Origin of the sequence: Ruficoccus sp. ZRK36, assembly GCF_019603315.1 — a bacterium.
Lineage (GTDB): Bacteria > Verrucomicrobiota > Verrucomicrobiia > Opitutales > Cerasicoccaceae > Ruficoccus.
Window position 1 is genome coordinate 2,718,196 of record NZ_CP080649.1, and the last position, 19,979, is coordinate 2,738,174.

Annotated in this window: 16 protein-coding genes; 10 read left to right on the plus strand and 6 right to left on the minus strand. The window is 57.1% G+C overall.

Annotated features, from left to right (window positions below):
• Nucleotides 1-12: 12 nt before the first annotated feature.
• On the minus strand, nucleotides 13-789 hold the full coding sequence (locus K0V07_RS11945) for a hypothetical protein (protein ID WP_220621621.1): 777 nt from the start codon (nucleotides 787-789) through the stop codon (nucleotides 13-15).
• 169 nt (nucleotides 790-958) lie between these two features.
• Between K0V07_RS11945 and K0V07_RS11950 the strand changes: the two genes are divergently transcribed.
• The 3 genes from K0V07_RS11950 to K0V07_RS11960 all read left to right on the plus strand — a co-directional run bounded on the left by K0V07_RS11950 (nucleotide 959) and on the right by K0V07_RS11960 (nucleotide 3,664).
• On the plus strand, nucleotides 959-1,981 hold the full coding sequence (locus tag K0V07_RS11950) for a LacI family DNA-binding transcriptional regulator (protein WP_220621622.1): 1,023 nt from the start codon (nucleotides 959-961) through the stop codon (nucleotides 1,979-1,981).
• A gap of 119 nt (nucleotides 1,982-2,100) precedes the next feature.
• Nucleotides 2,101-2,733 carry a type II secretion system protein gene (locus K0V07_RS11955; protein ID WP_220621623.1) on the plus strand — a complete coding sequence of 211 codons (633 nt, stop codon included), beginning with the start codon at nucleotides 2,101-2,103 and terminating at the stop codon, nucleotides 2,731-2,733.
• A gap of 88 nt (nucleotides 2,734-2,821) precedes the next feature.
• Nucleotides 2,822-3,664 (plus strand): S1-like domain-containing RNA-binding protein, encoded by an 843-nt coding sequence (locus K0V07_RS11960; RefSeq protein WP_220621624.1) that lies wholly within the window; start codon nucleotides 2,822-2,824, stop codon nucleotides 3,662-3,664.
• 110 nt (nucleotides 3,665-3,774) lie between these two features.
• Here the strand turns inward: K0V07_RS11960 and corA are convergent, their stop codons facing one another.
• On the minus strand, nucleotides 3,775-5,034 hold the full coding sequence (corA, locus tag K0V07_RS11965) for a magnesium/cobalt transporter CorA (RefSeq protein WP_220621625.1): 1,260 nt from the start codon (nucleotides 5,032-5,034) through the stop codon (nucleotides 3,775-3,777).
• A 319-nt stretch (nucleotides 5,035-5,353) separates the two neighbouring features.
• On the opposite strand from corA, the gene K0V07_RS11970 reads away from it, so the two are divergent.
• From K0V07_RS11970 to K0V07_RS12000, 7 genes are all read left to right on the plus strand, one after another.
• The gene (locus K0V07_RS11970; RefSeq protein ID WP_220621626.1) at nucleotides 5,354-6,388 is read left to right on the plus strand and encodes a Gfo/Idh/MocA family oxidoreductase; all 1,035 of its coding nucleotides are present in this window, start codon (nucleotides 5,354-5,356) and stop codon (nucleotides 6,386-6,388) included.
• Nucleotides 6,389-6,416: 28 nt separating this feature from the next.
• Nucleotides 6,417-7,169: an SDR family oxidoreductase gene (locus K0V07_RS11975; RefSeq protein WP_220621627.1), complete on the plus strand. Its 753-nt coding sequence runs from the start codon at nucleotides 6,417-6,419 to the stop codon at nucleotides 7,167-7,169.
• Nucleotides 7,170-7,191: 22 nt separating this feature from the next.
• Nucleotides 7,192-8,211, plus strand: a complete 1,020-nt coding sequence (locus K0V07_RS11980; protein WP_220621628.1) for a zinc-binding alcohol dehydrogenase — start codon at nucleotides 7,192-7,194, stop codon at nucleotides 8,209-8,211.
• Nucleotides 8,208-9,350 (plus strand): Gfo/Idh/MocA family oxidoreductase, encoded by a 1,143-nt coding sequence (locus K0V07_RS11985; protein ID WP_220621629.1) that lies wholly within the window; start codon nucleotides 8,208-8,210, stop codon nucleotides 9,348-9,350. Before K0V07_RS11980 ends, K0V07_RS11985 begins: the two co-directional genes overlap by 4 nt.
• Complete coding sequence (locus K0V07_RS11990) at nucleotides 9,347-10,339, plus strand: NAD(P)H-quinone oxidoreductase (RefSeq protein ID WP_220621630.1); 993 nt, start codon at nucleotides 9,347-9,349, stop codon at nucleotides 10,337-10,339. Before K0V07_RS11985 ends, K0V07_RS11990 begins: the two co-directional genes overlap by 4 nt.
• 41 nt (nucleotides 10,340-10,380) lie before the next feature.
• Complete coding sequence (locus K0V07_RS11995) at nucleotides 10,381-11,079, plus strand: hypothetical protein (RefSeq protein WP_220621631.1); 699 nt, start codon at nucleotides 10,381-10,383, stop codon at nucleotides 11,077-11,079.
• A gap of 346 nt (nucleotides 11,080-11,425) precedes the next feature.
• Nucleotides 11,426-14,047 carry a carbohydrate binding domain-containing protein gene (locus K0V07_RS12000; RefSeq protein WP_220621632.1) on the plus strand — a complete coding sequence of 874 codons (2,622 nt, stop codon included), beginning with the start codon at nucleotides 11,426-11,428 and terminating at the stop codon, nucleotides 14,045-14,047.
• A gap of 559 nt (nucleotides 14,048-14,606) precedes the next feature.
• Here the strand turns inward: K0V07_RS12000 and K0V07_RS12005 are convergent.
• The 4 genes from K0V07_RS12005 to K0V07_RS12020 form a co-directional block, all read right to left on the minus strand.
• Nucleotides 14,607-15,464 (minus strand): PEP-CTERM sorting domain-containing protein, encoded by an 858-nt coding sequence (locus tag K0V07_RS12005; RefSeq protein WP_220621633.1) that lies wholly within the window; start codon nucleotides 15,462-15,464, stop codon nucleotides 14,607-14,609.
• A 256-nt stretch (nucleotides 15,465-15,720) separates the two neighbouring features.
• Complete coding sequence (locus K0V07_RS12010; protein ID WP_220621634.1) at nucleotides 15,721-16,806, minus strand: LacI family DNA-binding transcriptional regulator; 1,086 nt, start codon at nucleotides 16,804-16,806, stop codon at nucleotides 15,721-15,723.
• A 128-nt stretch (nucleotides 16,807-16,934) separates the two neighbouring features.
• On the minus strand, nucleotides 16,935-18,287 hold the full coding sequence (locus K0V07_RS12015) for an MFS transporter (protein WP_220621635.1): 1,353 nt from the start codon (nucleotides 18,285-18,287) through the stop codon (nucleotides 16,935-16,937).
• Between the two features lie 222 nt (nucleotides 18,288-18,509).
• Nucleotides 18,510-19,871, minus strand: a complete 1,362-nt coding sequence (locus K0V07_RS12020; protein WP_220621636.1) for a hypothetical protein — start codon at nucleotides 19,869-19,871, stop codon at nucleotides 18,510-18,512.
• Between the last annotated feature and the right edge of the window lie 108 nt (nucleotides 19,872-19,979).

Here is a 19,979-nt window from a genome sequence, read left to right on the forward strand (position 1 = left end):
GTGCGATGACGACTAGCGACGTGCCTTCCTGAGGCGTACGAGCAGTCCTACGCAAAGGATGCCGCCCCACAGCGCGAAGTCTGAAGCTTCGGGGATCGCATTGATACTCACATTGCTGAATGTGATGCTCTTGGCGGCGGTTCCGCTGCTGTCGTTGACGAACGCGATCGTATCAAACGTCATGCCGCCGGTGGTGGTAAATCCGGTCGTGTATAAATCTGAGCCGTTGAGGGCGACGGTTACATTCACATTGCTGCTCTCGTCGAGAAAGTAGGTGATGGAGAGGGCGCCGTTGAGCGTGTTGGAATAGCTGCCGGTGTTCGTGGTGTCGGTAGTCCGGTCACTCCCGAAAAACATATCCCCGTCTGTCCCCGTCTCGTAGGTCGTGTCGGACGAGGTCTGCCTGACGATGACAAAGATACCGGCATCGTTGGATGCTGAGGCATTGAACGCCGAACCATCCTCCAGCGGTGTGCCTCCGCTATTGAAAAGCCCAACGCGAAACAGCCCGAACCCCTCGGTCTGGTTGAAATTCATGCTCAGGGTCACGCTCTCGCCAGCGCTCATGACGCTCAGCGTGTCCGACAGGTTTGCTCCAAAGGTGTAGTAGCTGCTGCCGTTGGCGTCCATGGTAACGGCGTCGTTACCGGCATCGACGTCGAGCGTCCCATTGGTGTTACTGACGTAGGTCAGGTCGCCTCCGTCTATGATGACAGCATGGGTGGAGGTGACGGTCAGGAGTGAAGCGATTCCGGCAAGGATAAGTTTGGAGCTCAGGTATGGTTTCATGGGATAGACGTTTGGGGTTAGTGACTCAGGAGCGTTTTTATCGACGCGTGCATGATTAGTTCATCATAAGTCGCTTCAGATCTGCGACTGGAGAACTGATGTACTGCATGGGGTTCAGATTTATCTTTGCGTTGACATTATTCAAAACATTGTTGATGCACATTGGTGCGTGAGCAACCGAGTAACTATCCGTGAAATTGCCCAAAAGGCTGGTGTCCACCATGCCACTGTGTCGCGTGCCCTGCGTAATGACCCGCAGATTGCGACGGAGACGCGCGAGCACATTTTGAAGCTTGCTCGACGGATGGGGTACCGCCCGGACCCGGCGCTGTCCTCGCTCATGCGTTACCGTAGCGCCAAGGCCGCGCATCACTACCAGGCGGCCTTGGCATGGGCCACAAACTATCCCACGCGTGACGGCTGGCTGACCCATGAGAAAGTCGGGTACTATAGCGGAGCACTGCAACGGGCCGAGGAGCTTGGCTACTCGTTGGATCCCTTCTGGCTCGGGGAGGCGGGCATGAGCGGTGCACGAGCCTCTGCCATCCTCAAGGCCCGCAACATTCAGGGGGTCATTCTGCTACCCATGCCGAAGGCGAATGTCAGTATCGACCTGGATTGGGACCAGTTTTCGGCCGTCTCGATCAGCCATACGGTGACATCTCCGCACCTCAATGTCGTGACCAATCACCATTTCCGGTCAATGGCGCTGCTCATGAAGCAACTGGATGCGCTCGGCTATAAACGGCCGGGTTTTGCCTGCTTGCGGCGCATTCATGAGTCTGTCGATCGAGCATGGGCTGCCGCCTTTGAAATGTATCGGCCAGGCGCCGGCAGCCGCGCGGACATCCCCTTGTATATTTACGAAGAAGAGTCACTGCCTGCCTTTGAACATTGGGTCAGGACCTATAAGCCAGACGTTATCGTCGCCCACAGTGATAATATCATGCACTACCTCAAGGAGATGCAGCTTCGCGTGCCCGAGGATATCGGTGTCGCCATGGCTGCGCGCCACGGTGTGAGTAGTGATTGCTCAGGGATCGACGAAAACAATAACACGGTGGGAAGAGTCGTCGTGAATGTGGTCGTCGAAATGATTCACAACAATGAGCGTGGCATCCCCCAAGTGCCCATCACCACGCTGGTCGAAGGATTCTGGGTGAATGGCAGCACGCTGCGGACGAGTCTTTAGCAGCGATTATATTCGAAAGTGGTGGCGCACCAATGTGCATAATGTAAGCGTCGTGAACTTTACACATATCGCTATATTCCGGTCTTATGCCCCAGACCGTGAAGATAATGTTAAAGCGTATGCGAATTGTCTATCGGGGTGGTTTTACGCTTGTTGAATGCTTGGCCGTTATTGCGGTGATTGGGCTGCTTGCCTTGCTCATCATACCCCTTACTCAGCGCGTCAGGCTTTCCGCCCAAAAGACCGAGGGGACCTCGAACCTGCGTCAGGTGGGGCTCGCCATCGGTCTCTACGCGAATGCTAACGGAGGATATCTACCCGGACCCTTACGCTCTGGGCAGAAGCCCTGGTATTACCGTAATGCAGATGAGCCGCAGCTGGCCTACCTTACGGCTTCCTATCTGGGGCTGCCCGATCCGATCTCATACCCCGCGAAGAATCCGTACTTTCTGACTGATCGCTGGGAAAGTGTACAGGGGAACATGGCCCGCCAGGCTCCCTCGTACCTGATTAATGACCTGGGAGGGCCTGCTCAATCGCCATGGGGTTACCCGACGTATATATACCGGCAATCCAAGCCGGTTCATGTCATCGAGGATCCTTCTAGTACCTGGGCGATAAAAGACCTGGACAAGGAGAATGCCAATGATGCCGCTGGCTGGTACTCAACTCTGCCGGATGGTCCGATCTACGGAGATGGGCGTAACGTACTTTATTTTGACTGGCATGTCGAATTCGTGCCGGTTGAGTAGCATCGATGGGGCCTGACCGGTCATAAGTCCGACCAGATCCTGCACCGAATGATTTTTACTTTTGGCTCAGTGTCTCTAGTGTGCGGCGATGTTACGACTGGGAGAATTCCATAAGTTAATCATTGATAGGGATGTTGAGCCAGGGCTGTACCTGCGCAATGACGACGGCGACGAGGTCCTGCTGCCGGGTAAAGACATGCCCAAGAGCTTCCAGTTGGGAGAGGTGATTGAGGTCTTTGTGTATCTGGACCATAAGGAACGCCCGATCGCGACCACGCGGCAGCCCCTGATCCAGACAGGCCGCTTCGCGTATCTGCAGTGCACCTCGACGACCGGGATCGGGGCCTTTGTCGATTGGGGGATGGATAAGGAGCTGCTGGTTCCCTTTGCCAATCAGGAGGAGTCCATGCGCAAGGGCAACTCGTACATTGTGTATATGGGGGTGGACGAGGTAACGGGCCGCCTCGTCGGCTACACGAAGTTGAACAAGTTCCTGCGCTGCGAGAAGTCCAACCTCAAGCGCTACGAGCAGGTGGATCTGCTCGTGTCCCACTTTACCGACTTAGGGGCCAATGTGATTGTGAACGACCGGCACCGGGGGATGATTTTCAACAACTCGATCTTCGAGGAAATCCATGTCGGCGACCGCATGAAAGGCTACGTGAAAAACGTGCGTGCGGACGGTAAGCTGGACATCGTCCTGCAGCCGGAGGGGGAGCGGGGCGTGGCCGACTCGACCGCGCTGGTTTACGCGGCGATCGAGAAAAACGGCGGCGTCCTCCCGCTCCATGATAAAAGCTCGGCCGAAGACATCTATGATGCGCTTGGGATCAGCAAAAAAGTCTTCAAGCGTGCCGTGAGCGCTCTCTACAAGGAGCGCCGTATCGAGCTGAACAAGGACAGCATATCGATCACCGGTGGTACGGCGTAGGTACCGAGACACGACCGAGCACGGATGGGTCGCGCTGCATTCCAGGCAGGGTGAAGCATGCCGGTGTCTCTGGCGATCGAGCAGTGCTTAGGCGGCATCGGAAGGAGTATTCATTTGCGACCGCCGATCCAGCCCTTGCGCCAGAAGTAAAACGCCAGTGCGCCCGTCATCGAGAGGCACAGTCCCCAAAATACGTAGTAGGAATACTGCCAATCCAACTCGGGGATGTGCTCGAAGTTCATCCCGTAAACACCGGCCACAAACGTCACCGGGATGAAGAACGACGCCATGATGGTCAGCACCTTCATGATCTCGTTCATCTTGTTGCCTACGGAGCTCTGGTAGAGATCGTTCAGGCCCGAAGCGGTTTCCCGGTAGGTCTCCACGATGTCGATGGCCTGCATCGCGTGATCATACACGTCGCGGATAAACGCCTTTACCGGCTCGCAGATCGCACCCGACTCGTCGCGGTAGACCAGATCGATCACCTCGCGCATGGGCCAGATCGTGCGGCGCAGTTGCGAGAGGTCGCGCTTGATCGCAAACAGCCGGTGCTGGGAGGCGGGCTTGGGGTCATAGGCGATGTCTTCCTCCATGTCCTCCAGTGCCGTGCCGTAGCCCTCGATCAGGGGAAAGAGGTGGTCGATGACGGAGTCCAGTAAGGTGTAGAGCAGGTAGTCTGTGCCGTGCTGCATGAAGCGGGCGCCCTTGGCTTCGATCCGCTTGCGCACCGGGTCAAAGACGTCGCCCCTCATTTCCTGAATCGTGAGCAGTGTATCCTTGAATTTGAAAATGCTGACCTGCTCATTGCGCAGCTTGCCCTCTGCGATTTGGATCATGCGGATCACGAGAAACAAGTGGTCGTCGTGCGCTTCGAGCTTGGGGCGCTGCAGGGGCTGGATGACGTCCTCCGCCGACAAGGTGTGGAAACCAAAATGCTGGCGCAGGCGGTCAACTGTCACCGGGTTCAAGCCATCAACATTCAGCCAGCGAACCGTAGCGCCCTCGGGGCGTGGCTTCGCCAGGAAGGCTTCGAGGTCATCCACGTCGGTCACCTCGTACACCTCGGGGCCATAGTCCAGACAGGAAATCGTAACCGGGATATCGTTGGCGTTCTCACGGTTGAGGTAGTGCTCGATACCCGGCGCCGAGCCCGGTGCCGAGCCTTTCATCGCCACCGTGTCATGCGTTTCCAGGCCCAGCACAGATGCTCCGATATGTTTGACGCCGCGTCCGATAGCAGTCGCCGTGCCGGTCACGACATTGGTCACGGCCCCGGTGGATGTCGTGATGACGTTTGTCACACCCTTACCGACTCCCGAAACTCCTTTGCCAACTTCTTTTACCGCATTGCGCACCTGCTCTTTCATGATGCCAGCTTATGCTCATCGGGCAGAATCTCAAGCATCCGGCAAAGCTTGTGCGCGTGAGATTATGACACTGACCATAGGGAAGGGAGGCCGATCAGCAAGTTTGAGTGACACGGGGATTTTTCATTTTGCTCAAGTTCGGGGGCCGGAGACGTGTTGAAAATATTCTGAAAACAAAGGTAATTTACATCTATTTATACATGATATTTTCAAAACTAAACTTGCTGAAATCGAATCCGCTTTGGCAATATGATCGGACACAACGAAACGCTCAATCATACCCCCAACCCAGGTGAGAGAGAATCCCCCAGCTCAGGATTTGCCACGAAAAATCAAGATCGGGCAGATCGGTATCGGCCATAATCATGCCTCTGAAGAGATGGCAACCGTCCGCCGTCTGTCGGATGATTTCGAAGTCGTCGGTGTCGTCGAGGCGGACCCACAGTGGCGTGAGAAGCGCGGCGAACTAGAGGCGTACGAGGGGCTGCCCTGGCTAAGAGAGGAGGAGCTTTTCAATACGCCCGGACTGGAGGCTGTCATGGTGGAGACGGATGTCCCCATGCTGGTGCCGACGGCCATGCGCTGCCTGGAGGCGGGATTTCATGTGCATATGGATAAGCCCGCGGGTTATTCGCTGGAAGAATACCGGACGATGCTCGACCTTGCGGCTCGTAAGAACCTGACGGTGCAGCTCGGCTACATGTACCGAAACAATCCGGCGGTGCAGCTCTGCCAGCGGGCGGTGCGAGAGGGGTGGCTGGGTCAGGTGTTCGAACTGTCCACCGTCATGAGCCGCACCATGGACGACGATTATCGTCAGTGGATGTCGCAGTTCCACGGCGGCAGTATGTACATCTTTGGTAGCCATCTGATCGACCTCGTTATCTCGATCTTGGGGAAGCCACAGCGGGTGACGCCGTTCCTCCGCCAAACCTTTCCTGACAAGGATACCCTGGTGGACAATGCCTTTGCGGTTCTTGAATACCCGAAAACGGTGGCCTCGGTGCGCACGTCGATCCTGGAGGTCGATGGCTTCCGACGTCGCCAGCTCGTCGTCTGTGGCGACAAGGGGACCTTTGAGGTCAAACCCATCGAGGGGTGCGATGTGCAGCGGCAAGACCCCCCGTTGCCCGCGTTGACGCCGCGCCTGATCCTGGAGGCCGCCTGTGGCGAGTTTCCTGCGGGCATCAACGACATCGTGATGCCGCCGATGAGCGGACGCTACGACGGCCAGCTAAGTGAGTTTGCGAAGATCGTACGTGGAGAGATTGAGAACCCGTATCCGCTCGAGCACGAGTACACCGTGCAGGAGGTCCTGCTCGCGGCCTGCGGGGACGAACCCGTTTCATTCTAGTCACGTATTTTTAGCCAATAATTACCCTATGAAATATCAAAACAAAGTCGCAGTGATCACCGGTGGAGGTGGTATGCTTGGGAGCGCGATTGCGCGTCAACTCGCCGCGCAGGGCGCGTCTGTCGCCCTGGCCGATATGAATCTGGATGAGGCCCGGAAACGGGCCGATGAAATCGTATCGGCGGGCGGGCGTGCCCTGCCGTTATCGGTTAATGTCTGCGACCGTGAATCCATCAACACGATGGTGGGCACCGTCCGCGAGCAGCTCGGCGAAATCGACATCCTCGTCAACAACGCTGGCGGAAGTGCCCGCAGCCAATGCTCGCTGTTTCACGAGGCGAAAGACGAGGTCATAGACCGCATCATTGATGTGAATCTGAAGGGACCGATCTACTGTATCCGTGCGGTGGTGGAGCAAATGGTGGCTCGCCGCTCCGGGAAAATTATTAACATCGGGTCCATCGTCGGCGTGCAGGGGCTGGCCTACTGCGCAGATTATTCGGCTGCCAAGGGGGGCATCATCGCGATTACGAAGACGCTGGCCATGGAGCTGGGCGAGTTTGGGATCAACGTGAACTGCGTCTCGCCGGGGCTGGTGCCGCGTCCCGACCAGGACGCTGAGTCTATGCGCAAAACGAACTACCTGCGGCGCATCTGCTCGGCTGACGATGTCGCAAATGTCGTTGTTTTCCTGCTTTCGAGCGAGGCGGACTTTATCACGGGACAGAACTACGTCGTCGATGGTGGGCGCAGCCTTGGGCTGATGAAACGCGTCGATTAGCTCTACTCTTTTGGGCTACGACATGAAGCAAAAGACCATTACATTTACATCCGTCGGTAAAGCCGAGCTCATTGAGTCCGATCTTAAGCCCCTGTCCACTGATCAGGTGCTGGTGGAGAATGAAGTCTCCGGTATCAGTGCCGGGACTGAGCGTGCTTGTTTAATGGATATGCCCAATCTGGGGGATGAGCCTGCCGGTAGCTTCCCCAAAAAGCTTGGCTACAGCGGTGTGGGGCGTGTCGTGGAGGTCGGCGCTAGTGTGTATCAGGTCAAAGTCGGGGATCGTGTGCTGAGCTACAAGGGCAGCACTCACTCGAACTACAACATCCTCAAGGGGGATGAAGTGCTGAAGCTCGAAGACGATTCATTGCCTTCTGAGCATGCGGTCTTTGCTGTTATTGGAAGTTTTTCGCTTAACGGCCTGCGCAAGGCGCGGCTGGAAATCGGCGAAAGCGCGGTCGTCGTCGGCCTAGGCATTCTCGGTCTGTTGGCTGTGTCGCTTAGCCGCATTGCGGGTGCTTCTCCTGTCATTGCGACAGACTTGAGCGCGGCGCGGCGTAAAACGGCGCTCGAGATGGGGGCGCATCAGGCCTTCGATCCGTCCGCCGGTGACTATATCGAGCAGGTCAAGGCTGCCTCCGGCGGCGGTGCTCAGGTTGTGGTCGAGGTCACTGGTCAGTCGATTGCCCTGAAGCAGGCATTCTCATTCGTCAAACCGTTTGGTCGCATCTCGCTGTTGGGCTGCACGCGAGTCTCGGATGCGGCGATAGATTTTTACCAGCAAGTACACCGACCGGGGGTCGAGATCGTCGGGGCGCATGGTAGAGCACGTCCCCAGATGGAGTCGCGTCCGCATGCCTGGACCTGGCAGGACGATATTCTTGCGCTATGGCGTTTCATGGCTGACGGACGCCTGGACATGGGCCAGATTTTGACGGAGGTATACTCACCTGAGGAGGCTCCTGTCGTGTATAAAAACCTGGCTGAGGCGCCGCAGGATTTTCCGGTCGGCGCGGTCTTTGATTGGAGACGCTTGAAGTGAGCTCATATAAGAAGGTCTGGCGTGTAGGGATTTTACATGACACGAGTAAGCCCGGTCTTGGAGGCCACCTGACGCATCTGGCTTTCACGGGCCTTCCGCAGGTCGAGATTGTCGGGCTGGTAGACTCCAATTATGATGGCATTGAAGCACGTATGCTGGAGATCGGAGCGGTACGCCACTATGGCAGTCTGGATGCGCTTCTGGATGATGGCCCGATCGATATCCTTGTTATCTGCTCGCGTTTACCTGGTGAGCACTCAGAGCCGCTTAGGGTGGCGGTTGAACGCGGTATTCATGTCTATTGCGAGAAGCCTCTATGCGCAGGTTTAGACGAAGTAGACCACATTGTTGAGCAAGCCGAAGAACGGGGTGTATGTATCGCGGTGGCACACCTTGGGCGCTATGCGAATGTCTTTCAGACCGCCAGGGGTATGATCGGGAACGGCGATATCGGACGGGTGGTATCTTTTTATGGCCGTGGTAAAGAAGACCACCGTGGGGGCGGGGAAGATATGCTTGTTTTGGGTACCCACATCCTGGATCTGGGATGTTACTTATTAGGAGCGCCAAGGTCTGTTTTTGCCGACATCACCTTTGAGGGGAAACCGATCAAAGCCGGGCAATGTCTTGAAACCGCCGAGCCCATTGGGCCGGTAGCCGGTGACGAAGTCCTGGCCATGTACCAATTCTCCAACAGCGTGCGAGGCTGGTTCGAAAGCCGCCGGGGTATGACCGAGCGTGGCGTACGTATGGGAATAACAATTGTCGGTACGACCGGTACACTGGCCGTGCGCTTTGACGAGGAGCGTAAACTGCGCCTGAGTCGTTCCGCCTTCCCTCCGGAGGATGAAGCCTGCTTCGAGGACGTACCCTTGCTGGATGAGACAGTGATTCCGGGGGCTTCGCCGCTTGAGTTTGGGAGCTACAAGGGGCACCAGCACTACTTTATCCGTAATAACCGCCGGGCTGCTTGGGATCTGATTTGCGCCCTGAAGGAGGGACGGGAGCCACTGGCCAGCGTGCGGGATGCACAGGTGGTGCTAGAAATGATTTACGGCGCATACGCGTCACAACTGACCGGCTCACGGGTGAGCTTCCCGCTGTGTGAACGCCGGCATCCATTGGAGATCGTAGCATGAAGGTAATCAAGGTAAACGAAGACGAATCGCTGGCGTGGGTCGAGGTCGAGGACCCGGTTTGTGAACCCGGCGGAGTCATTATTGGCATTCACGCTTCCGCGGTAAATCGTGCGGACCTGCTGCAACGCGCGGGCAAGTACCCGCATCCCCCTGGCTGGCCGGAGTGGCCGGGGCTGGAGGTCGCGGGGGTGATTCTGGAGGTGGGGCAGGATGTCGATGGCTCCCGCTGGAAAGTCGGGGATAGGGTCTGCGCACTGCTTGGCGGTGGCGGCTATGCTGAAAAGGTTGCCGTGCCTGCGGAGTTGTTGATGCCGGTGCCGGAGGGCTTGTCGATGGCTGAGGCGGCATCGCTGCCGGAGGTTTTTGCCACGGCCTGGTTGAACCTTGTGAACGAAGCGCACTTGCAGTCTGGCGAGACGATGTTCGTCCATGCCGGGGCCAGCGGGGTAGGGATTGCAGCCTTGCAGATTGCCAAGCATCTGGGCGCGCGCACCGTGACCTCGGTAGGGGGGCAGGCCAAGGCCGAGCTGATGCGGGAGCTCGGGGTGGACCGCATCGTGAACCACCACGAGGAGTCGGTGGAGTCGGTCTTTGATGAGTGCCTGGCCAGTGGTCACCCTATCGATGTCGTGCTGGATTGTGTGGGAGGTAAAACCCTCGGCGAAAACCTCTCCAAGCTCGCGCTGGAGGGGCGCTGGGTGCTGATCGCCACCCTGGGCGGTGTGACGACTGAGCTGGCCCTGCGGGCTGTGCTCACGCGGCGTCTTCGGCTCATCGGCAGCACGCTGCGTTCGCGTTCGCTAGAGCAGAAAGAGCGTATCCTGGGCGAACTGGTCGAGCAGCTGTGGCCGCAGTTTGAAAGCGGACAGATCAAGCCGGTGGTCCACACCGTCCTGCCGATTGAGCAGACTGATGCCGCTCACCAGATACTTAAGAACCGCGAAAACCGGGGTAAGGTTGTATTGACGATTCGTGACGGCGCGGCCTGAGCCGCCTGCTTTCGCGCTCCCGAAAAGGGAAATTATTTGCTATGTCCAGTTACCATATAACGGGCATTATCAGTGCGCTTTTGTCCATTTTGGCCTCGGCCGGGCTGGCGACACAGGTGCGCCTGCTGTGGAAACGCCACCGCGAGCGCCAGGAGGGGCAGTCCATCTCCGAGGGGCTATCACTGAACCGATTCGTGACGAGCTTCATTGTTTTTCTGGCATTGTTCACATACGGAGGGCTGCTCAATCCGTTTAACCACTACCTCGCCTGGCCCCGTGTACTTGGCATTTTTCTGGTGTTGTTAATCCTGTGGATTATTTTTCGTGACCGACAGTGCCGCGGATCGGGCTGGGCTTTCATCGGCTGTTTATGCGCCTTTTTGGTCTCGGTACTGGTGATCGCCTTTGGGCGCCCCATTGAGAACCCAAACCCGGTCGTGCTGCCGAGTCTGGTGGTGGTGGTGAGCCTGCTGTATCTGCAGGGAGGGATCATCCAGATGCAGATGATTCGTCGGCTCCGCAAGACCGGCAGCCTCTCTCAGGGGATGCACCTGCTCTTTGTGCTCAAGGATGTCTCTCTGGTCACCTTTGCGATCGCGATGGGGGCGCGGGACGGCTGGCCCATCCTGTTTACCTGTGCGATCGGGCTGACGGTTAATGTCGGGACGCTGTGGTGCTTCCGGTGGGTGCGGCGGCAGGACTTCGACGACTCTGTCGCGAAGGATGCGGCTGCGAGCTGACATTCAGACGAGATCGGGCTTTGGATTGTTTTTAAGGTTTTGCATATAAACTATTTACATCTCTTTTCTCAACTGTGTGAATGAGGGTGGGGTTGCATCACTGGCAGGCTCTCACTACGCCATTAGATGTTTCCTGTGTCGAAAGATTGCTTAAAACTACCTGCAAGGGGGAGTAGGATGCATTAGCATACTCCTTTGCTTTATCTCCATCCCGTCACAGGGAGTCACTCTACCATCATTGCTTTCAGCTGTTTATTTTCTGGCCCGATGCTATCTATGGGTATCGGTGCCAGGTGAAATGTGCCTTTGAGATCCCCAACGAAAGAAGAGAAAATCTACCATGCGTATGTTTAATAAAACCCTTTGTCTGATGCTTGCCCTGTTCACCACGATTGGAGTGGTTACCAATGCCGATGCTGTGGGGGCGAGCGACGTCACCCTGGTCGGCCAAAAGTACGGATCGATGGAAATGGTCCGGGTCGATGACTGTGAGGGTCTGACAGAGGCTTGGGAGCTCGATTGTACGGCCTCGGCAAAGCCCGGAGACTTTGGCCTAAGCTTTCCGGCTGCACCGTTTGATCTGCAAAAAGGAAAAGTCTATACGCTCAGCTTTTATGCAAAGCTGTCTGACGTATTCGATACGATTACGGTGTCGATCGACAGTGATTCCGGTAAAAAAACGGCAGGCTTTACGTATCAGCTTTCCGGGCAATGGACGCAGATTTTTGTGCCCTTTAAAGCCACAGGTCAGGAAGCACGCATCACCATGACCCTTGGCGGTGAACCCCAGAAGGTCTATGTCGGCGGCCTCCGTGTCGAGGCCAGCGGTGTGCCGTTCGAGGAGACTAAGAGCGGCTACTACATGGTCGAGTCTGATGGCTGGGAAACGGTCGTCATTGACTGGGATCAGGGCATGGGAATCGGTGAGTGCACGGACGTGATTGCAAATGGCGAGTATATCTATGCCATTACGAAGCGTGCTCTCCACGTCTTTAAGACCAATGGCAGGGGAGAGGACCCGACGCTGGTTAAAAGCACCGAGCCGTACGGCGATTTACGGCAGATGAGCATGACGGATGACAAGAAGGCGATCGTCGCGACCGCCAGGGCGAATGAAGTCTATGTCTTCGACATCTCGGACCCTGAGAACCCGGTTGTCGCCTCACGGATTGACTCGATCGAGGCCGCCACGGGCATCGATGTACAGGGCAAGTACTGCTATATCGCGGACAGATCCTACGGCGTTGATATCTTTGACATTTCAGACATCTATAACCCCGTCATGGTCTCGAATATCCCGGCCGGAGAGAGCCAGGACTGCAAGGTGTATGATGGCTATCTATACATCGGCATATGGGGCGCCCGCAAGGTCCGCATCTGCGATGTGCGCGATGTCGACAACCCGAAGATCATTGGTGATATCCAGCTGAGAGGTCGCGGCGATGGCGTGAATATCAAGGACGGGATTCTCTATGCTGCCACCGGCCACATGGAGGACTGGGAGCCGCAGTCCACAAGCCAGGGCTACGGCAACGGCAACGGTATGGAAATCTACGATGTGCGGGACCCGAGAAAGCCTGTCCTGCTTTCAAGAGTCCGGACGGATGGGCAGATGTACTGCTCGTACCCCGACATCTGGCGGGTGAGCGTCGCCGGTGACTATGCGTACCTGTCGAGCACCTATAACGGTATCTACGTGTACGACACGACCGACAAGCGCCTGCCGCGGCGCGTTGCGCACATCGATGTCGTCACTGAAAAGGGTGAGCCCGGGTATGCGGACCTGAAGCGGAAGTCCACCTGGGTCTATCCTTTTGATACGGAGAAGGTCCGAAACGGTGCCCTCATCGATTGCGACGTGCAGGATGGAACCATGTACATCGCCAACACTTCTAATGACCTGTACGTGCTTCACGGTAAGGACTACCTGGCTGAGGCTACAGACGAGAACGACTCCACGGTCTTCCCCGGTCAGGATTACAGCGGCACCTATTACACAAATGACCTCGCCGCAATGGGCTTTAAGAACCCCAAGCTCTTTAAGCCCGGCAGCCAGGTGTGGAGCAGTGCCAGGTATGGTGACTATACCTACGTGGCTTCAGGCTCAGATGGTATTTACGTGATCGACGATGACATGAACGTCATCAGCCAGTATCCGTCGAACGACATTACAAATGACATCCAGATCGTTGGGAACCGGATCTATGCGGCGGAAAATACGGCTGGACTGTGCATTTACGAGATCGACGAGGCCAGTCCCGAGAAGATTACCCTCAAAGGGACCTATAAACAGGGAGTCATGCCGATCGTCGAGGTAGCACCTTCGCCGGATGCCAGATATGCTCTGGTCCAGACGGGTAATGTCTCTGCACTGCTCGATGTCTCGGATATCGAGCACCCGACGCTGTACAAGCGATTCCCCTACACCATGGTTTACCAGAACCAGATGACACGCGAGTGCGCTCAAGACCGCTATCTGATGATCTACACCCCCTACTCAAAGACGGTGGTCTGCGACTTTGGTGAGGACGGTAGCTATGAGAAGCCGGAGATCCACACCTCCTGGAAGATCAATTCCTCTAAGCATCGAGTCGGTGGGCTGGCGGCTGACGGTGACTTCGTCCTGGCGATGGTGGGCGATAGCGTCTGCCGCTTTGATCCCTCAAATGAAGAAGTCTACAAGATGCCCCTCGGGAGTAATCCCGACCTGCAGTTGTTTCAGGTAAAAGGTGTTCACGGAAAACCGTCCGTGATTGGTGATTACGTATTCGTTGCGGATCGCATGAGCGGAGACCTTTCTATCCTGAAGCTGTCTGAAGACCGCAGCGAGCCACCCGTCCTGGTGAAGGAAGCCACCTTTAAAGGCAACCCTGCGCGTGCGACAGCAGTGGGAGAGCGTGTCTACCTTCCCCTTGGCTACGGTGGTCTTGCCAGCTTCGATATGGCAGGTCTTTCCAGTGAGGACTAGCACACCCGCCGATGGCGTCCACAGGGCGCGTCGGCAGCCATTCTTTCGAAAAGCTCAGAGCATGATGCGTGCTCTGAGCTTTTTTGTGTAGTTGCGGGGAGGCGTCAGCCTTCAGTTAGCCGTATGCCAGGATGACGGTTGTGTAGAGTTGGTCGGCCGTTGTGGCGGAGACAGGAGCGCCCCTCTCGCCATCTCGGGGATGTCTACTCAGAGGAGCGATGGGGGATCAATGCCGACTGGCTCGCTGGAGGGCGGCTATTTGGCAGGGCTAGGCAGCAAATAACGATGCACATTTCTTTCTGCGCACGTACTGCGTACGAGATTCTTAGCCGTATCCGTCAGGGGTAGACTAAAGCCCGCCCCGTGATAGATCCTGTAAAAGAAAAAGCCCTGCGGATAGACACGGCCTGGATATGCGCCATCCGAAGCTCCGAACGCAGCATCTGCGTGTCGGAGCCTTGGACGACTATCCAACTTACAACCCGTTTTGGGATGTTAAAAGAGAGAGGACGGGAGTGCCACGCGGTGAGAGTCCACGCGCGGATACCGTGTGTACGCCTTAGGAGCGCTGCTTGAGCAGTCGCTTGCGCAGCGCGATCAGCATGCCTGCCAGACCGGCGATGAGCATATAGGAGGAGGACGGCTCAGGGATGCTGATGTCGGAGCTGACCTTGAGGTTGTCCAGATAGAGTGTCCCTGCGAAGTCGGACTCGCTGTTGGCGCTTCTTTTGGCGTTAAAGTTGACCATTTGGATAAGTGATCCGGCGGGATCTTCGCCAGCCGTTCCCCAGTCATGTGCAATCTGGACGCCATTGAGATAGACATCCATGCTGTAGGCGGCGATAGAGCCACCTGCGTAAATCATGGACTCGTCTGTATTGTTAAATACGATCGAGAGCGTATTGGCCGTATCCATATCGTAGGTGACGGCCGTTGCTGGATCTCTGGTCACATATTGGCCGTACGCTTTCATGATCTCTCCGTTTTGGATGTAGATACCGAAGCTGGTCTTTGTGTTGCCGTCACCAGTGCCGAAGCGAAGGATGAAGCCCGCTCCGTTAAAGAGGTCGTCTGAGGCATCGTAGAAGTCGAGATCGATCTGGCCGGTATAGGTACCGGTAAAAGAAGACGTGGCGTCCGACATGTTCTGGTTATTTGTGACGCTGGTGTCAGCGATATAGCCGTACTGGTTGTCGGCGCCGAAGTAGTCGCCGCTGTCGTGGGCCTCGAAGTACACGTCATTGGTATTCGTCGTGCTCGACCAGTATGGACTGGCGCTGGTGATAGCACTGCCGGGGGTGTAGCTTTCGAAGTTCTCGAAGTACAGGACCTCGGCGGAGGAGGTTAACGGGAGCGCACCCGCGAGGATCGATGCGGAGAACAGGATGGGAGTGAGCTTTGAGTTGGATGTTTTCATGTGATTCTTGTTTTTATGGGGTTGTCGTTGGATTTTTGCAGGAAAGCTGGGGGGCATAGGGGATGCCCTGATCGGTCTGTCTTCGTGTGTAGATCCGGACACATGAACCCCAGGCGGTCAGGGACCCCAAGTGCACGACACAGAAATGACTTACCCATGCCCAGTATCCTGACGCAGATACCGATCCGTGGAAATACTGCTCCTATTCACGCGCGCTAGTAAAACGCGGGGCCATGGGCCGGCGAGACAGTCCTTTCTAGCGCTGGGAGTTCTTGCGACGAGAGCGGGGAGCTTTCTTGGCCTTTTTACGCTTGAGGGCAGGCAGAGTGGGGCTGTCATGCCAGATGCCCTCTACGTGGATGCGCAGGACCTTTTCGGGTACACCCGTTTCCCCGCGCTGGAGCATACGCGTGAGGTGATCCACCGCGACTTCACCCACGTGATAGCCGTCCTCGGTGACGCCGGCGATGCCGACGTCTGTCTGCTCGCAGGAGAGCATCGGACAGACCACCGCCAGATCCTCAGGGATGCGAAGTCCGCTCCGCTTCATCAGGTTAACCATGTAGTAGCTGTCAACGATGACGGCCTCAGGCTTTTCCTCACGAAGGCGATTGATGAAGGCGTCCAGGTCCCATCCCCATGTCCTTTGGTGCACCAGCGGTGGCTCACCGATGCGGTATTGTGCGGCCAGGTACCCGGCCAGAAAGTTGTTATCGGTCCTGTCATTAATCCCAAATCCAATAGCCAGTGAGATGCGCCGGTAGCCCTTTTCGTGCAGCTTGTGCATGGTCTGTAGCATGGCCCGGTACTGGGTGGAGCAGACGGTGTGCAGCTCGGGCTTGAGCAGGGAGTACCCGAAGGTGACCATCGAGAAGTCGTCCCAGGGGAAGCCCTCTACCACACGGGGTAGGGGCTGAGGAAAGAGCAGGATGCCGCGGATGTTGCGGGCCTTGAGGATCGAGGCCTGGCGGTCGTAGGGGATTTCGTTGGGGTTAAACTCGAAGGTCTCCAGCGTGAAACCGTTTTCCTTCGCGCGGGCAAGGGCCCCCTGATGGTACTGCCTGAATACGCCAACATCCCGCCAATCAAAGTCGCGCTGGTCTGTGAAAACGAGCCAGGCAAGGGTGCCGTGAAAGGCGTGGCTCCGGGTCGTGTTGCGGTACATGGCCAGCGCCGAGAGCATCGGGTCCGGCGCGTAGCCGAGCTTCCGGGCAGCCTCTATGACGCGCTCGCGGGTCTTCTCCGGGATGCTGGGGTGGCTGCGCAAGGAGAGCGAAACCGTGGCGCGGTGTACACCGGCCTCTTTGGCAACGTCTTCCTGGGTAACACGCTTTTTATCCATGGCAAGTGACCCGGATAAGGTGATGTCGCAACAAAACTTACGTCAAGCGTATACTCATTGTGCAATGGCCTGCCTGCCGTTTGTTTTCGCAGTGACTCAAGCCTGAAAAAGGCGCGGGGAGGGCGACGCTACAGAGAGCGGCGGTGCTCCAACTCCTCGCGAATCTCATGCATTCGGCCCTTGGTCAGCGGATAGATGATGACCAGTAAGATACCGATAACGATCGAGGTCGTCGGCACAAAGGAATACAGGAAGCGCATCATGAAGATGGTGTGCTCGCCCTGCGCACCGCCGTGTGCCTGATTGAAGCCCACCCATACCAGAATAAAGCCCGACATACTGTACACGATGGAGAAGGAAAACTTCATGACCCAGGAGTGGACGCTGCCAAACATACCCTCGCTGCGGGTGCCGGTCTTCAGCTCATCGTAGTCGCACACGTCGGCACGCAGGGAGGCGATGAGCATCCAGAAGCAGGCGTTACCGGGGGTCATGATCATGGGCGGGATGATTTGCCAGTAGGGGTGCTCTGGTGTGATCAGGAACCACTTGGAGACGGTGCCGACGAGGGCCAGACTCATGCCGCACAGCAGGATGAGCTTCTTCTCCACGTTAGCAAAGTAGTGCCCCACGACGGCCACCACGAGCATGCTCAGCGGTACATTGCACGCAGCCAGGATGAAGCCGATCTTTGCCCCGGCCTTGAGGTCGCCGTCGTTGACGTAGTAAACATTCAGGTAGGTGCCCAGCGTGTTCACCATCTGGTTACCGATCTGCATGAAAATACACAGTCCGATCAACAGCAGAAACGGCCGGTTGGTCATCGTGCTGCGGATGGCCTTGAGGATCGGGACTTTTTTCTGCTTCGCCGCTACGCTCATGTAGCGTTCCTTGGAGCGGACCGCACAGATGACCCCCATGACGAGAATGAAGCCGCCCACGATCGTGGTGAGGGTGCGCACACCGGTCAGCGTGTCCCCAAAGAAGTCAAACTGCGACAGCCAGAAGATGGAGGGCAGGATCAGCCAGCCAAGGCTCTGGATAAAATACACGAACGAGGTCACGCGCGTGCGCTCCTCGTAGTCAGGTGTCATCTCAGTGAGCAGCGCCTGAAAGCTGACCCCGTACACCGTGGCGCAGGTGTAGAAAAGGATGGTGGCGGTGGCGAAGTAGATCGCCATGGCCGTGCCTCCCCAGCCCTCAGGGACGCACCACACCAGCGGGTACAGCAGCCCGCACAGGATGGCCCCGACAAAGAGATAGGGACGCCGCCGGCCAAAACGCGTGCGGGTATTGTCCGAGACCGCCCCCATGACGGGGTCGGTGACGGCGTCCCAAATACGGACGATCCCAAATACCGTGCTGATCACGGCGGGATTAAGCCCGAGCACCATGTTATACACCGAGTTGGCCAACGACATGATACCGTTATCGGTCATCATCTGAGCCAGGCCCCCTCCGCCCATGGTCAGTTTCTCCATGAAGGGAATCTTGTCAGGAGCTTTGGTCTCGCTGTGTGTGTGATGCTCTTTTTTCACCGTGATTTCTAAAATGTATTGAAGGTCGTGCCGACCAAACTCCCAGACGAGGTCGTTGGTGTCTCTGTGGGAACTGCGTGCTGCGTGAGCGACGAAGTTACCTGCATAGCTGTCGCATAGGCTCGGGGATACGGCGTGATGCCATACCCGTGCTTACGAGGGCTCTTATATATTCTCGCCCAGGTGGATGAGAATCGGGTGGGGCGGGACGCCAAGGTCCGGCAGAAGAAGTTTTCCGTCGTCGGTCTTAGACATCAGGACCGGATAGGTATCGCCGGTTATGAGGTCCTCGACAACGAGGTCGTCCGCATCGTCAAAGGGGATGTCGATCGTGACGTCGGCCGGGCGTGGAGCCAGATCGTTGACACGCTCCATGGACCACAGCGCGATGACGACATTGCCGTTTTTGTCCAAAAACTGGTAATTCGCGATCCTGTCCGGCACACTCAGTGTAGTGCCATCCCACCAGGAGACGGGGTTCCCGTCTGGGCGTGAGGAGCGGGGCTCGACAGTGACCTTGACCACATCGGTGGGCGTAAAGCCATCCGTGGCGATAGCGACTTTTCGCACCGCGTCATAGACGGGCTTTTTCCGCCCGCTGCTGGTGATGAGCCCGAAATTATTCTCCGAATTCAAAGAGGTCTCCAGCGGCTTGCTCTTCATGTTGTAGCGATCGTCGAGGAGCGAGTAGATGGCAGACATTTCCACATCCAGGGCAAAGCCCTCGATGAAGCGTCGCTGGGCGTAGGCGGCAGCGGCCTGCTCCGTGAAGCCCCAGTAGTTGCCGCGGTGGTTGCCGCGCAGGCGGAAGTTGCTGAAGCCCCATTCGGTCAGCCAGATTTCCTGGGGGCCGTCGTACTCAGCGGAAAAGGCGCGCATCATCTTGATGAACGAGGCAAAGGTGCCCTCGGCGTCGGCGACGTCGCGATTGCCGTTGCGGGTAAAGTTCTTCTCACCGGCTGCGTAGGGGACCAGTTCCGGGACGGTGCGGTAGCTGTAGGGGTGGGCGGTGATGCCGTCCACGGTGCCAGCCAGGCCGCCCTCGATCTGGCGGTAGTTGATGGCCGGGAAGGAGCCCAGGCCGATGACCTTCATGTCCGGATTGGCTTCCTTGACGGCGTCAGCAGCAGCGTTGAGCATCACGCGGTAGTGATCCAGCCAGCTCTGCACCTCGCCGGTCTTGACGTCGAGGCCGTACCAGTCGCCACCGCTCGTCGTGCCCTCGCCATAGTAACCGGCGTACCAGTTAAAAGGCTCGTTCTGGACCTCAATAGCCTGCACCTTGCCGTCCAGTTCCTTGGCGACAAAGGCGGCGAAGCGCGCATAGGCCTCGGGGTCGAAGTTATTCTCGTAGAGTCCGTTACCCCCGGCCAGCGTGAGGCAGACTTTCAGGTTGTACTTGTGAGCGAGATTAATCCACGCCAGGTCATGCTCCCGAAGCTTGTAGACGCCTTTTTCGCGCTCGACCTGTCCCCACAGGATTTCATCCCGTATCCAGCCCACACCGAGGTCTGCAACCATCGGCATGTACGTTTCAGGATCCCAGTGCTCCATCCCTTTTTTCTGGATGAAGTGTGTGCAGACTCCCATCAGGGGATTTCGCACGTCTGTTGTCTGGGCAGGGGCGCCCTGAGC